This window comes from Aminobacterium thunnarium, from assembly GCF_055390565.1.
Window position 1 is genome coordinate 1,095,267 of the sequence record NZ_AP042412.1, and the last position, 13,294, is coordinate 1,108,560.

General features: G+C 41.5%; 15 protein-coding genes and 1 tRNA gene. All 16 read right to left on the bottom strand.

Translation table 11 applies throughout. From position 1 onward, the window contains the following. Positions 1-12: 12 nt before the first annotated feature. Entirely contained in the window at positions 13-1,140 is a 1,128-nt protein-coding gene (hflX, locus tag ACZ5GY_RS05420) for a GTPase HflX (protein WP_464112074.1), read from the bottom strand. After that, positions 1,133-1,759, bottom strand: coding sequence for a lysophospholipid acyltransferase family protein (locus ACZ5GY_RS05425; RefSeq protein WP_213695734.1), 627 nt, complete (start codon positions 1,757-1,759; stop codon positions 1,133-1,135). Before ACZ5GY_RS05425 ends, hflX begins: the two co-directional genes overlap by 8 nt. Continuing rightward, positions 1,756-2,427, bottom strand: a complete 672-nt coding sequence (cmk, locus tag ACZ5GY_RS05430; RefSeq protein WP_464112075.1) for a (d)CMP kinase — start codon at positions 2,425-2,427, stop codon at positions 1,756-1,758. Before cmk ends, ACZ5GY_RS05425 begins: the two co-directional genes overlap by 4 nt. 9 nt (positions 2,428-2,436) lie before the next feature. Continuing rightward, positions 2,437-3,327 carry an HDOD domain-containing protein gene (locus tag ACZ5GY_RS05435; RefSeq protein ID WP_213690529.1) on the bottom strand — a complete coding sequence of 297 codons (891 nt, stop codon included), beginning with the start codon at positions 3,325-3,327 and terminating at the stop codon, positions 2,437-2,439. 31 nt (positions 3,328-3,358) lie between these two features. After that, the gene (locus ACZ5GY_RS05440; protein WP_213690528.1) at positions 3,359-4,081 is read right to left on the bottom strand and encodes a pseudouridine synthase; all 723 of its coding nucleotides are present in this window, start codon (positions 4,079-4,081) and stop codon (positions 3,359-3,361) included. A 4-nt stretch (positions 4,082-4,085) separates the two neighbouring features. Continuing rightward, positions 4,086-4,628 carry an SMC-Scp complex subunit ScpB gene (scpB, locus tag ACZ5GY_RS05445; RefSeq protein WP_213690527.1) on the bottom strand — a complete coding sequence of 181 codons (543 nt, stop codon included), beginning with the start codon at positions 4,626-4,628 and terminating at the stop codon, positions 4,086-4,088. Continuing rightward, positions 4,600-5,364, bottom strand: coding sequence for a segregation and condensation protein A (locus tag ACZ5GY_RS05450; RefSeq protein WP_213690526.1), 765 nt, complete (start codon positions 5,362-5,364; stop codon positions 4,600-4,602). Before ACZ5GY_RS05450 ends, scpB begins: the two co-directional genes overlap by 29 nt. 13 nt (positions 5,365-5,377) lie before the next feature. Then, the gene (gene trpS / locus ACZ5GY_RS05455; RefSeq protein ID WP_213695737.1) at positions 5,378-6,373 is read right to left on the bottom strand and encodes a tryptophan--tRNA ligase; all 996 of its coding nucleotides are present in this window, start codon (positions 6,371-6,373) and stop codon (positions 5,378-5,380) included. Between the two features lie 72 nt (positions 6,374-6,445). Then, positions 6,446-7,222 carry a Nif3-like dinuclear metal center hexameric protein gene (locus ACZ5GY_RS05460; RefSeq protein WP_213690524.1) on the bottom strand — a complete coding sequence of 259 codons (777 nt, stop codon included), beginning with the start codon at positions 7,220-7,222 and terminating at the stop codon, positions 6,446-6,448. An 83-nt stretch (positions 7,223-7,305) separates the two neighbouring features. After that, positions 7,306-7,382: transfer RNA gene (locus ACZ5GY_RS05465), tRNA-Ile, on the bottom strand. A gap of 106 nt (positions 7,383-7,488) precedes the next feature. After that, positions 7,489-7,671, bottom strand: coding sequence for a ferredoxin (locus ACZ5GY_RS05470; protein ID WP_213690523.1), 183 nt, complete (start codon positions 7,669-7,671; stop codon positions 7,489-7,491). An 84-nt stretch (positions 7,672-7,755) separates the two neighbouring features. Beyond that, on the bottom strand, positions 7,756-8,553 hold the full coding sequence (locus ACZ5GY_RS05475; protein ID WP_213690522.1) for a phosphoribosyltransferase family protein: 798 nt from the start codon (positions 8,551-8,553) through the stop codon (positions 7,756-7,758). Further along, positions 8,550-9,425 (bottom strand): 4-(cytidine 5'-diphospho)-2-C-methyl-D-erythritol kinase, encoded by an 876-nt coding sequence (locus ACZ5GY_RS05480; RefSeq protein WP_213695739.1) that lies wholly within the window; start codon positions 9,423-9,425, stop codon positions 8,550-8,552. The genes ACZ5GY_RS05475 and ACZ5GY_RS05480 overlap by 4 nt, the downstream gene beginning before the upstream one ends. 76 nt (positions 9,426-9,501) lie before the next feature. After that, positions 9,502-9,741, bottom strand: coding sequence for a Veg family protein (locus tag ACZ5GY_RS05485; RefSeq protein WP_213690520.1), 240 nt, complete (start codon positions 9,739-9,741; stop codon positions 9,502-9,504). A 99-nt stretch (positions 9,742-9,840) separates the two neighbouring features. Beyond that, complete coding sequence (gene selB / locus ACZ5GY_RS05490) at positions 9,841-11,775, bottom strand: selenocysteine-specific translation elongation factor (protein ID WP_464112076.1); 1,935 nt, start codon at positions 11,773-11,775, stop codon at positions 9,841-9,843. After that, entirely contained in the window at positions 11,775-13,178 is a 1,404-nt protein-coding gene (gene selA, locus ACZ5GY_RS05495; RefSeq protein ID WP_464112077.1) for an L-seryl-tRNA(Sec) selenium transferase, read from the bottom strand. Before selA ends, selB begins: the two co-directional genes overlap by 1 nt. Positions 13,179-13,294: the final 116 nt, after the last annotated feature.

Sequence of the window (13,294 nt, forward strand, 5' to 3'; positions counted from 1 at the left end):
GTCTTTTATGGGCTACGTAATTGTTTTATTAAAAAGCTGAGATTCGACTTCTTGCAAGAGATCTTCAATACCTTCTCCTGTAAGAGCACTAATCACTTTCACAGGAGCTTCACTTTGAAGTTCCAAACGTGTCTGAAGAAAAGGTATGAGGGTCGAATCAAGCTTATCTATTTTATTCAATACTACAATGCGAGGAATAGTAGACGCATCTATGTCAAAAAGAGTATCCTCAACAACTTCCAATGTCTCCAAAACATCAGGCATACTTCCATCAAGAACAAGAAGAATGAGCGATGCCAAAGATATTTCTTCTAGAGTTGTTCGGAAAGCCGCAATAAGCGTTGGAGGAAGGTCTCGTATAAACCCTACTGTATCAGACACAAGCACATTATGTCCTGCAGGGAGCTTAACTTTTCGAACAAAAGTATCTAATGTAGAAAAGAGCTGATCTGCTATATAAAGATCTCGGCCTTCGCTTAACTGCTGTAAAAGAGTCGACTTTCCACTGTTCGTGTATCCGGCTAAAGCGACTGTCGGTATTCCAGCTTTTTCACGTCGATAACGTTGAAAAGTTCTCCGCTTACGTACTTGCAGAAGCTTATCATTAATATCTCGAACGCGTCTTTCTAGTTTCCGTCGATGCCGTTCAAACTCGGTTTCTCCAGGTCCGCGAGTTCCTATCCCTGCTCCTAACCGAGACATTTGTCGTCCTAACCCTTTTAAATGAGGAATTTCATATTGACACATGGCTAGTTCTACCTGTAGACGTGCTTCTGTAGTTCTAGCTCTCCGCTCAAAAATTTTCATAATAACGAAAGGCCTGTCCCAAATTTCAATGCCTAAAATTTTCTGCATATTGACACGTTGGCCTGGGGTAAGTTGCTCATTACATACAAAGATATCGGCCCGTACCTCTTTGCAAAAAAAAGCGCTTTCTGCAATTTTCCCTTTGCCTAACATATAAGCAGGATCTGGTTTATCTCGTTTTTGAATAATTTCTCCAACAACTTCAATATTGAGACTTTTCAAAAGCATTGTGAGCTCGTCTAAAAGAACTCGTGTATCATAGGCTTGTACAGGCATATCTAATGCAGCAATAACTGCACGCTGATGACGATGTTCTTTTCTAAGATCAAACACTCTTTTCAAGGTCGCTCAACGCCTCAGATATCTTATCTAAAAACTTCTTCCGACTTTCTTTTGGAGATTCGCCCTCACTTATCTCTTTGGGATATATAGTTTCGCCAAAAAGAACAGTAATCGATGTCGCTCGTATAAATTTTGCCCCCGGCGGCATTGATTCAAAACTCCCTTTAATATATGCAGGGACAACTGGCGCGCCACTTTTTAAAGCAATAAGAGCCACTCCCCCTTGCAAAGATTGAAGCTTCCCATCTAAAGAACGAGCACCTTCTGGGAAAAGAAGAACATTCTCCCCGTTCTCTAATAGCTCTAAAAACGCTTTTAAAGCCATTCCCGCGCTCTGTTGATCCTGTTTATTTACTGGAATAGCTCCTAATGTTCGAATGAGAACTCTCATTATCCACGAAGAAAAAAGCTCTGCCTTTGCAAGATATCTTAAACGCCTTGGAAAAACAGATCCTACAAGAACTGGGTCAAGGTTACTACAATGATTAGCAACAACAATAACGGGATCTTCTTTAGGCATCGGCGCAATCCATCGAACAGAAAGACGATTATAAAGTTTAAAAAAGACCAAACAAAAATTTTTCACTACTGCATAAAATAATCGTTTCATAGAGCCACCTGTTTATTATGTTCTTTTACTATTTTTATAAGATAAGCAACCACTTCATTTTCAGTCATAGAAGAAGTATCCACTACAATAGAATCTTCAGCTTTGCGAAGGGGAGCAACCTTTCGTGTTGAATCAAATTGATCACGAGTTCTGATCTGTCGCAAAACTTCTTCAAAAGAAACATGCTCTCCCCTGTCAATTAACTGCAAATGACGCCTTTTCGCTCGAACCTCATCCGTCGCCGTAAGGAAGATTTTAACTGCCGCTTCAGGAAACACAACTGTTCCCATATCTCTGCCATCAGCTACTAATCCACTTTCTTCAGCTTGTTCTCTCTGAATAGAAAGCAAACAGCGCCGCACCGTTGGAAGTGCAGCGTAAGCAGAGACAATACTATCAACCCAAGGGGAGCGTATATGTTCTGTGACATCTGCCCCATTAATATAGACACATCCATCACTGAGAGAAACTTTTATTTTAGAAAGAACCTCCATAAGAGCTGGTTCTTCCTTCGCTTCAAACCCCATTGTGTTTAAATAAAAAGCCAAAGCTCTGTAAATTGCACCTGTATCAAGATAGTCTAGCCCAAGCTGTTCAGCTACCTTTTTAGCGACAGAGCTTTTGCCTGCACCCGCAGGTCCATCAATAGCTACAACAAGATTTTTCATCGCCATTTATTATAAATCTCCCATCTCTTCCAATTCCTGTGTTGCTACTGAGACAAAATCCACTATCTCTGATAATAATAGTTCATAATCTGAAATGCCAAGGCGTTCAAACACTTCTGGATAGAGAGGGTTCTGTAGCCCCTCAGCACCTATGCCAACCCCCAGCATAAGACATAATGCATTGGCTAGATGAACCGTATCGACAAGAGGCTGAAATTTTTCCCCTTCCTCTGGAAGACGGTCTGGTGTGTGGTGAAAAGCGGCAACGTATTGATATTGTTCTGGGAGCTCCCATTTTTCCACAAGCAACGCACCAACAAGAGCATGATCAAAACCTAAAACCTGCGTTTCAGCATCAAGAAAGGGTACTTTTTCTTCTTCTACAAGTTTAATAATTATACTGTAGCCAAATCGTACATAGTCATTTAAAACAACTTTTCCGATATCATGAAGCAAACCTGCAACATATGCTTCTTCCAAAGAAACTTTCCCTGTTCGTTGCGCTATATATCGTGAAGCATAAGCAACTGTTAAAGAGTGTCTCCATAGTTCTCCCCGATCTAAAGCATATCCGCTTAAAGGTTTATCCATGAAAGAATAAACGGTTGCAGCCAAAACAATATTACTAATATTTTTATACCCTAAGAGAGCTATTGCCTCTGCAACACTGCTGATTTCACGGGATACCCCATATGCAGCAGAATTAGCAAGTCGAAGAGTTCGAATAACTAATCCTTCATCACGCGCCAGGCTTCGAGCAACGTCTTTAGCACTACTTTCAGGGTCATTCAACAACCTAAGGGTTTCGATAACAAACTGAGGGAACGATTTAATTTCCTTTACGCGATTAATAATGCGCGACTTGATCAATTCCCTGGACCGATCGTCCATCGTGTTCATGGCATGCCCCCCATATCCTTATTGAAAGAACCTACACTACTCCGCCCTGCTGTATCTTTTCTAAAAGCTCACTCCGCGAAATTTCGATAGTTTGTCCTTTTTTAAGATTTCGCAATTCCATTCTACCAATTCTTCGACGAATAAGCATCCTCACCCTGAATCCAAGTTGCTCAGCCATAAGACGAATTTCTCTTTTCAATCCTTCCGAAATAGTAACAGAGACCCATCTTCCATAAGGAGATCTTCGAAGAGGGCACACTGCTAAAGGACGAACGAGCCCTCCTTCTATTTCAACCCCCTTCAACCAGGATTCTATCTTTTCTTCTGTTATTTCTTTATTCAATAAGACTTCGTAAAGTTTCGCAATATTCGAAGAAGGATGCATAAGAAAATGTGCGAAATCACCATCATTGGTCAAGACAAGTAATCCTTCGCTCTCTTTATCGAGGCGACCGACAGGGAAAAGTCTCAGTTTCGAATACTGAGTAGGAAGGATATCGACGACTGTTGTATCAAAACGGTCTTCGACAGCGCAAACTACACCTATAGGTTTATTCATAACAACATATATTTTTTTATCCGGGGAAATAGCTTCTCCATCAAGAGTTACTGTATCTTCATCTTCTACAACTGTCGAAAAAACCCGTACAATGTTTCCATTAATAGCAACGCGGCCAGAAGAGATAAGCTCTTCCGCTTTTCTACGTGAAGCAAGGCCGCATGAGGCAAGATACTTATTCAGTCTTATTCCCATTTATTTATTTTTTACACTCCTCTGCAACAAACTCTTCAACTTCTTCGAGTGTTGGTAAATCCGATATAGATTCAAGACCAAAATGTTCAAGAAAAACAGGTGTAGTCCTGTACAAAAGAGGCGAACCCGTTCCTTTTCTACGCCCCGCAATACGAATAAGTCCGTATGAAAGAAGTGTATCAAGAACTCGCTCGCAACGTACTCCTCGTATCTCTTCTATTTCCGACCTCGTTACAGGCTGGTTATATGCTATCACTGCAAGACTTTCTACTGCAGCCCTGCTCAACCGCACCTTTTGCCTCAAAGATGTTTCCCTAAAAGCTGAAACTACATCTGAAAATTCTGGATCAGTATATATCTCCCAGCCTTCAGCAACTTTACACAAGACCAGACCATGCTCTTCTAAATAATGGTTTGCCAGTTCATTCAATGTAGAACGTATATCCTTAAGGGAGACGCCTAAATGATCAGACAACTCACTTTCTGAGACAGGGGATGTCGCTATGAAGAGAATTACTTCAATCTGCTTTGCTAGAGACGATAACATCACCAAACATCTCCTTTTGCGTAATGGATACACGTCCTATTCTGGACATTTCTAAAAGAGCCAATAGTGTTACGACGACAACTGATCGGGAAGCAGTGTTTTTGACAATATCAGAAAGCAACAAAAAAGAACGTTTTTCAAAGTACATCTCAATTTCTTTAATTTTTTTATCAATTTGGAATTCCTCTGGCACAGCAACGGGAATTCCTCGCCAATTTATATTTGATCTCTCATCTAAAGTTTTTGCTGACTCCTGAGGAGAATAAGATGCGATCATATGCCACCAAAGATGACTTAAACTATATAAATCTCCTAAATCATATGTGGGCGTTTCCTCAATCGGACTTTCTCGTTTAAAGAAATTATCGTGTTTTTCTTTTTTTTCTAAAAGCCAAAAGGCAGCCCGACGATAGGGCCTATAGCGAGAAAGATTATTCATTAATTCTTCTTCGGATATAGGCCCCTCAGACTCTATTTGATCCACTTTTACCTGTCCAGGCAAAAGTGCAAGTATCTTTTCAAGAACAAGGCCAGCAGCTAAAGAAAGAAACTCAGCTATAACATAGAGCGATGTTTTTTTAGAATTAGCTAAATAGGCCCCATAAATATGTACTAAGTCTGACACCTTTATCTGCGTCGCTTCAAATTGGCGACTTTCTACAAGATAGCAGAGTAAATCCAAAGGCCCTGAAAACCCCTCTATTTCTACACGAAGAGGAAAGGTACCCTTTTCCACGAGCTATTTCCTTTTAAGCTCTTGGCACAAAACCAATAGCCTCTACGACCTCATCTATGGTTTGTTGGGCAACTACCTTAGCACGCTCAGCACCACTCAAGAGAATATCTCTTAAATTATCTGAATGTGCCTCAAAATAACGGCGACGTTCATGTATTGGTTCCATTATGTGAGTAATATGCTCCATAAGCATCTTTTTACACTCGATACATCCGATTCCTGCCGTTTTACACCCGTGAACAATCTCTTTATGCTGTTCTTTATCTTCGTTAAATACCTTATGAATATCCCATACAGGACATTTATCCGGATCGCCTGGATCTTTTCTTCTCTGTCGAGCTGGATCCGTCATCATCGTTCTTATTTTCTCCCACATTTCCTCAAGGGTATCTGCAATATCGATACCGTTGCCATAAGACTTACTCATCTTACGTCCATCAGTGCCGGGCACTTTAGGGGTTGGTGTCAAAAGCATCTGAGGCTCTGGGAAAATTTCGCCATAGAAATTATTGAAACGGCGAGCCATCTCTCTGCTTATCTCAAGATGAGCATTTTGGTCTTCTCCAACAGGAACGAGCTCTGCCTTGTACAATAAAATATCAGCAGCCATAAGAACAGGATATCCTAAGAAAGCATAGGTACTCAAATCTTTATTTTGGATATTCAGAATCTGTTCTTTATATGTGGGGTTTCGCTGGAGCCATCCAAGAGGGGACACCATCGATAAAGCCAAGTGCAACTCTGCATGCTGAGGAACATGAGATTGCATGAAAATTGTACACTTTTCAGGATCCAAGCCAGCTGCAAGCCAGTCTAAAAGAGCCTCTCTAGAATTATTTCTAATTTTGCTGCTATCAGCATAATCAGACATTAGGGCATGCCAATCGACAATACTATAAAAACACTCGTATTCATTTTGAAGGCGAACCCAATTTGTCAACGCTCCAGCCAAATGGCCAAGATGAAGTTTTCCCGTAGGACGCATACCGCTGAAAACTCTTTTTGCCATGTTCTTCCCACCTCTATTATTTATTTAGTAAAAATTTATATATATCACTTTACCTTGATATCCTGGTTTATTTTACTCGATTTGCAGCCTATCTGGCCCATTCTCTCTTACTATTTCCACAGAAACACCTTGTTTTTCAAAAATGTCTTTAAGCGCGCGAAGAGAATATCTTTCCATTTCTCCATGATCTACGACACAAAGAGCCATTCCCAAAGCACAAATATCTAAAATCTGATGGTATTTCATATCTGCCGTAATATACACATCTACTGACTTTTCCAAAGCATTTTCCCATAAATCGCCACCAGAACCGCCGCATAATGCCGCTTTATGTATTACTCTGTCAACATCACCATATGCTGTAATCCAAGTAAGATTCCACTCTTTCTTTAAGAAAACCATTAATTCTCTTAAAGAACATGGCGTTTTTAACCATCCCCATGCCCCTACCCCAACTTTATTTTCATCGGTTATAAGAGCCGAAAAATCCTCACGCAAAAAGGTTTTGGCAAGTTGGGTATTTACACCTCTGTCAGCCTTGTCCCAATTAGTATGCATGCTGATAATGGTTAATTTATGAGCAAGGGCTTTTTCGATAATCCGCGCTATCGGCGTACTTAAATCTATTGCTTTCAGCGGAGAAAAAATCAGTGGGTGGTGTACTACAAGGCAGTCGCAATCTCTTGAAATGGCCTTCTCCACTGAATCTAAAGAAGGATCAAGGGCTAGCCCGATTTTTGAAACCATCCAATCTCTATCTCCAACCATAAGGCCACTATTATCCCAAGGCTCAGCAATTTTCATGGGGGCAAAAGTTTCAATATAACGAAGCAAATCAGCTACTTTCATTATTTCACCTCCCAAAATCTCTTACGCCATTCACACCATACAAAAAAAGCCGCTTCCTGCAGGGAAACGGCTCTTATCTTCGATGGTGGGCCTACCTGGACTCGAACCAGGAACCTTCCGGTTATGAGCCGGTGGCTCTAGCCACTTGAGCTATAGGCCCGAAAAGAACGCTGATCATTATACGCCCGACTCCCCTCTAATTGCAAGCCCTAAATCACTAAAATATCTTTTTTCACAACTAAAGGGGGATTTTTCAACCGAAGAATCTATTCCTCAACTGTAATACAGCCTACAGGACAGCTTTCAGCTGCATCGCTAACACACTCAGCACCTTCCGGCTTCATTACTTTCGCTACCCCGGCATCCTCGTCCAATGAAAATACCTCTGGGCAAATCTGAGCACATACGCCGCAACCTATGCACTCGTTTTTGTCGAGACTTACACGCATGAAGACCGGTCACCTCCTCCTGAAGCAGGATTTTATATCAGGTCAGATTCAGAGTCAAACTTTGTTCTCAATCTTATTTTGAGCTTATTTTGAAAAAGTAACTTCAGGGGTTGATTTCCCGATCCCTTTTAGATGGAATAAAGCAACATAGTCAGAAACAGCCTTTACTTCCGGTTCCGACGCAGCAAGGAAGACGCCAATGCCGCAAACATCTGCTCCAAACTCTTTCGCAACAAGCAACATTCCGGCAGCCGTACTGCCACCTCTCATGAAGTCGTCTACTATTAAGACTCTACTGCCTCGCTGAAGCTGTTTTGTTCCCATATACATAGCCTTCACTTCCCCTGTCTTTGTCGGGAAATGAACAGCAACAGCAGAACCGTCACTGGGACGATTTCTAAAGCGGCAAACCGCAAGAGGAACTCCGAGAGCATGGGCTGTAAAAAGTCCAAGAGGAATTCCCTTTACCTCAGATGTCATCACTATGTCAGGTTTAGATGCCTGAAAAAGGCTCGCCATAACAAGCCCAAGACGAGAAGTATAATATGGATTGAAGAGGATATCACTGTAATAGATTAGTCCTCCAGGTAAAATTCGATCTTCATGAGAAAGAAGAGATATTATTTCGTTAAAAAGTTCATCTTTTACTTCTTGCGACATTGCCGGAACAAAAGAAGCTCCTCCGGTTCTCCCCCTGTCGACTTGAATTCCCCCCAGACCTTCCTGGGTTAAAGCCGAATCGATCATTACCACATCATCACTAATAACGGTTTTTGAAACGCCAAAATCGTTCGAAAGTGCTGTAAGGGAAATTTGTCGAGACGGCGTTGTCAAAAAACGGCATACAGTCCTGATAAGACGTTCCGTTCTCTGTCCTTTCAACGATCATCACTCCAAAATAGAATTTGTTGAATCCACTGCATTTTTTCAAAGTCGGATAGTTTTACGCACGCATCTTCAGAGTTAAATAAAGCAAAGACACTACTTCCACTCCCCGACAGTCCATAGGCGATAGCGCCACTTTGTTTACACGCATTAAAAAATTCCTCGTATTCAGAATGCATTCCAAACAACCATGGGTAAAAATCATTGGGTAAAAGCCCTACATTTTCGCCCCGTGACAAAGCTTCATAATACTTTTCTGCTTCGTCAAGACTCTTTTCTTCGTCGAGAGGGAAATTTCCTCCCTCAGCTATTTTATAAAATTTATCTACTTCCGCATAAGCCCAAGGAGTAGACACCCTCCATTCTGGTATGGCAACAAGTATCTTAAAGGGTGGAAAGGATGCTTTATATGTATACTTCTCACCTACTCCTTGCACAAGAGCTAGAGAAGAATCACTGTAAAGAAAAGGAACATCAGCCCCAACTTTTTCTAAAATATGTGGAGAAACAGGCTTTCCCTCAAAAAAGCGAGCCCAACGAGCAAAAGAAGCTGCATTTCCACTTCCCGCCCCCAGGCCAGTTCCTGGAGGAATACGCTTTGATAGATAAATATTAAGATGAGGAAGAAGCCAACCATCATTTCTTAAAAAGCGCATTGTCTTTTCTACAGAATTTTCTCCATTGATCTTCATATTGCTTCGTAGCTCTAATTCCCTGACATTATCTTCTTTACTAGTGGAAATTGTCAATGTCTCGATTGCCGGTAACCGCCCAAAAAGAGAAACCAAGGAATGATATCCGTTCTCTAATTTTCGGGTTAGACGCAAAGTCAAATTTATTTTTCCATCAGAAGAGACAGAATATCGCATCAATGCTCCTCCCTAGACAAAAAAAATACCCCGGCGCATTACAGCGCCAGGGGCTTAAGGTTACATACAAGGCTTATTATGTATTGTCTCCAGACATCGGCTCCAATTCAACTTCTTTTGTAAGAAGTTCCACATAACTGAACGATACTTTACTATCTTGAGATTCAACATAAAGCGTAAAGAGGTTCGGATATGTTTCTAGTACGACACCCTGTTTTTCTTCAATTTTTCGGCGTCCTTTTGATGTCCGGTATTTCACGCGCAATCCCTTGTACAATGCCACTTGCTCACGAATCGAAGCAAGGTTTCCAGCCATAAAGGGTCACTCCTACTGTTAAGTTTTATGAATTATAACACAAAAATACATAAAACACAAACAATGTGGCTAAAACCTCGCGAAATTGTTACCTTATTTTTAACTTTTTGCTTCCAATTTGTGTAAGAGTAAAACTCTTTTCTCCCCGACCCTTCGGGTATATCCCCTGGCATCCATATACTCAAGAAGGGGCAAAACAAATTTTCTACTACTTCCAGTAACATCGCGAACAGTAGCAATTGTTATGTTGTCTTTAATATCTTTCAAGATAAAGAGAAGTCTTTCCTCAACTTTTTTTGACAAAATATACTTGCTGCCAACAATAAAGGATTCTCCACGTTCACGAAGATCTTTTAAGAAGAGCGAAAAATCTTTTTCACTCATAGCCATCTTTTGTTGCACTTCTTCGATAAGCGGAAGTTGAAATCCAAGTTCTTCGCAATATGCGTGGAATTCCTCAAGACGTTTAAAGAAAAGAGTATCATCCTGTGGAGTAAAATCTGATAACCGTACAAAATTACCGTCAATGACAATAAGATTTCTTTGACTTATCGTATCAAGCAATGTTCGTGCAAGTTTTCTCTCAAGCAGCTTTAAAGGACCTGTTAAGATATCATCTATAATACACCCCGCCTGATGGGGGCGTTCGCTGTGGAAGTTGGTCAAAAATTGTTCTACTGCATCGTGATATTCTTTAAAAGTTTCTGGGGACATATAATAATCAGTCGAAGCTGAGAGTATCACCATTTCCCCTTCTTCTTCCAATTTTTGGGCCATTACTATAATATCTTCTGGCAACTCCTGCAGGTCGAATATTATGTCTCCACGTGAAATGGAGCCATGAGATTTAACAAGGATATTGATTCTCTCTTGTAAATCATTGGCGCTCATCAAACTTTCAAGACGATGCTTGTAACTGTTTTTTGCACCTTTCCCCTTCGGTTTTCTTCCATAGGCAAACAATATTCTTCCCCCTCCAATTGTAACAAGGGGACTGTAAAACCGAATCACAAAACGCTGATCAATAGAAGCAACAATATCCTCTTCCAGTACAAGTTGCGCAACTGTCGATTCCCCTGGTAAAAGAGTAGTCTTATCAAACAGGGAAACTCGAGCAATAACATCTGCTGTTCCAATGTGAAGTCGAACTCGTTGCCAGTGTTTCAGGGGCTCGGGAGAAGATTGAAGAAGCCTCAACTCTACGTCACAGCATTTTGTCTTTTTGTAAATATCCTTAGCACACACGACGTCTCCTCGCGTCAGATCGTCTAAGGATACGCCAGAAAGACTCATAGCAACACGTTGACCGGCCCAGGCCACCTCAACACCATGACTATGCACCTGTACACTCCGAACGCGAACTTCCTGATCGGCGGGCAAAATAGAAAGATCCATTCCTGGTGACACCTGCCCCCTATAGGCAGTACCAGTCACTACCGTTCCAAAACCAGAAATAGGAAAAGCTCTGTCTATTGGCATAAAAAAGGGACCGCTACGAGTTCGAGGATTAACTCTATCAACCAACTTCGCTAATTCTTCCATAAGAAGAGGTATGTTTTTATTCGTTACAGAAGAGACCGGTATAATTGCCTTCCCTTCCAAAAAGGTCCCCTGAACAAAGTCAGCTACATCAGCTACTGCAAGTTCCAAAAGTTCATCATCAACCATATCTGACTTTGTAATGACAATCAGCCCATCTTTCACACCCAGAAGGTTGAGGATAGCTAGATGTTCTCGAGTCTGAGGCATAACGCCTTCATCAGCTGCAACAACCAACATTACTGCATCTACGCCTGAAGCTCCTGCAACCATTTGTCGAATAAACTTCTCATGCCCCGGAACGTCCACAATACTGACAATCCGACCATCAGACAACTTTAAAGGAGCAAACCCTAATTCTATGGTTATTCCACGTTTTTTCTCTTCGTTGAGTCTATCGCAATCAAGACCTGTCAGAGCTCGAACAAGTGTTGTTTTGCCATGGTCAATATGACCAGCCGTACCCAAAACAAGGGATATTTCCTGTTCATTCACTACTCTTTCACCTCCAACATCCATGCTAGTCCGCTGAGTATTCGCTCCATATCTCCATCTAAAAGCGTTCGAACATGGAAAAGAAGGGTATCTTCACCTGCACCTGCAACTATTGGCTCTGGTGCCTCTCTGAGAAGGGCTTGGAGGGTTCCAGCGCTTCCCCTGTTCGTGTTTCTAAGAGCTACACCGTACCCTTTTAACTCCGTTACGGGGAAGGCTCCTCCGCCTACAGCATCATTGACCTCAACAACCGAAACATCAAGATCAGGAAAAGCCCTTTTTATTTTCCGACGAAGTCGTTGTGCCTTTTTCTTTAGGTCTTTCAAAGAAGCAGTCAGCATATTAAGAGTGGGTATTTCTTGCCACCTTCCCTGCAAATACATTCTCAGAACAGATTCAAAAGCTGCCAAAGTCATCTTATCAACGCGCATTGCTCGCAGAAGAGGATACGTTCTTAATTTATCTATCAGCTCTTTTTTCCCAACCACTGCTCCAATCTGAGGGCCTCCCAGCATTTTATCTCCCGAGAAAGTAACGATATCAACGCCTGACGCAATACAATCCCTAACTGTGGGCTCACCATAAAGTCCCCACGGAGAGAGATCAATAAGCACTCCACTTCCCAAATCTTCCATGAAGATAACGTTTTTATCCTTTGCCAAACGGCTTAAATCCTCTCGGGGAACAGTAGAACTAAATCCCTCTATTTTAAAATTGGATGGATGTACTTTTAACACCATAGCCGTTTCTTCTGAAAAAGCTTGAACAAAGTCTTTGAGATGAGTTCTGTTCGTAGCTCCAACCTCCACCAGCCGCGCACCCGAAAAAGTCATAATATCAGGAATTCTAAAGGAACCACCAATCTCCACAAGCTCTCCACGGGAAACGATAACTTCTTTATCACGGGCCAAAGCGGCAAGACAGAGTAGAACCGCTCCAGCATTATTATTAACAACAATGGCGGCTTCCGCACCTGTCACTTCACAAAGAAGCCACTCCACATGAGAATTTCGTTGCCCTCTTTTTCCTTCCTCCAGGTTAAATTCGAGAGTATTATAGTGCGCTGCCACATTACATACGGCTTCCACCGCTTCCGAAGGAAGACAAGAACGTCCAAGATTCGTGTGAACAGTCACTCCTGTTGCATTAACTACAGACTGCAAGCTATGAGCAACTCGTCTTTTAAAGATTGAAAGGGCTTTCTGGTTCAGACCCTCAATAGATGTCTCTACATGTTCGTTCTGAAGAACTGCCTTTCTCGTCTCCGCCAACAAAGAGGTAAAAACCTTCTTGATCATGTCTCTTCCGAGCTCTTTTTCATAGGGGGAAACCCATTTTTGATTAAGCAAAACATCCATGGCGGGTAGATTTTTTAATATTTTGTTTTTATCAGATTCCACCACTATTCCCTACCTTCCTGATAACTTGAAGTTTATTCTATGTTCTTAGAAATAACTGGAAAAAATCAAGAGAATGAGATACATTCATAACTGTTATTCCTAAAGTTAGAGTATCATAT

Excerpts from the sequence above, each read along its gene's own strand:
- ACZ5GY_RS05425 (WP_213695734.1), bottom strand. The coding sequence starts at position 1,759 with ATGAAACGATTATTTTATGCAGTAGTGAAAAATTTTTGTTTGGTCTTT.
- cmk (WP_464112075.1), bottom strand. The coding sequence starts at position 2,427 with ATGAAAAATCTTGTTGTAGCTATTGATGGACCTGCGGGTGCAGGCAAA.
- ACZ5GY_RS05435 (WP_213690529.1), bottom strand. The coding sequence starts at position 3,327 with ATGAACACGATGGACGATCGGTCCAGGGAATTGATCAAGTCGCGCATT.
- ACZ5GY_RS05440 (WP_213690528.1), bottom strand. The coding sequence starts at position 4,081 with ATGGGAATAAGACTGAATAAGTATCTTGCCTCATGCGGCCTTGCTTCA.
- scpB (WP_213690527.1), bottom strand. The coding sequence starts at position 4,628 with ATGTTATCGTCTCTAGCAAAGCAGATTGAAGTAATTCTCTTCATAGCG.
- trpS (WP_213695737.1), bottom strand. The coding sequence starts at position 6,373 with ATGGCAAAAAGAGTTTTCAGCGGTATGCGTCCTACGGGAAAACTTCAT.
- ACZ5GY_RS05460 (WP_213690524.1), bottom strand. The coding sequence starts at position 7,222 with ATGAAAGTAGCTGATTTGCTTCGTTATATTGAAACTTTTGCCCCCATG.
- ACZ5GY_RS05470 (WP_213690523.1), bottom strand. The coding sequence starts at position 7,671 with ATGCGTGTAAGTCTCGACAAAAACGAGTGCATAGGTTGCGGCGTATGT.
- ACZ5GY_RS05480 (WP_213695739.1), bottom strand. The coding sequence starts at position 9,425 with ATGCGATATTCTGTCTCTTCTGATGGAAAAATAAATTTGACTTTGCGT.
- ACZ5GY_RS05485 (WP_213690520.1), bottom strand. The coding sequence starts at position 9,741 with ATGGCTGGAAACCTTGCTTCGATTCGTGAGCAAGTGGCATTGTACAAG.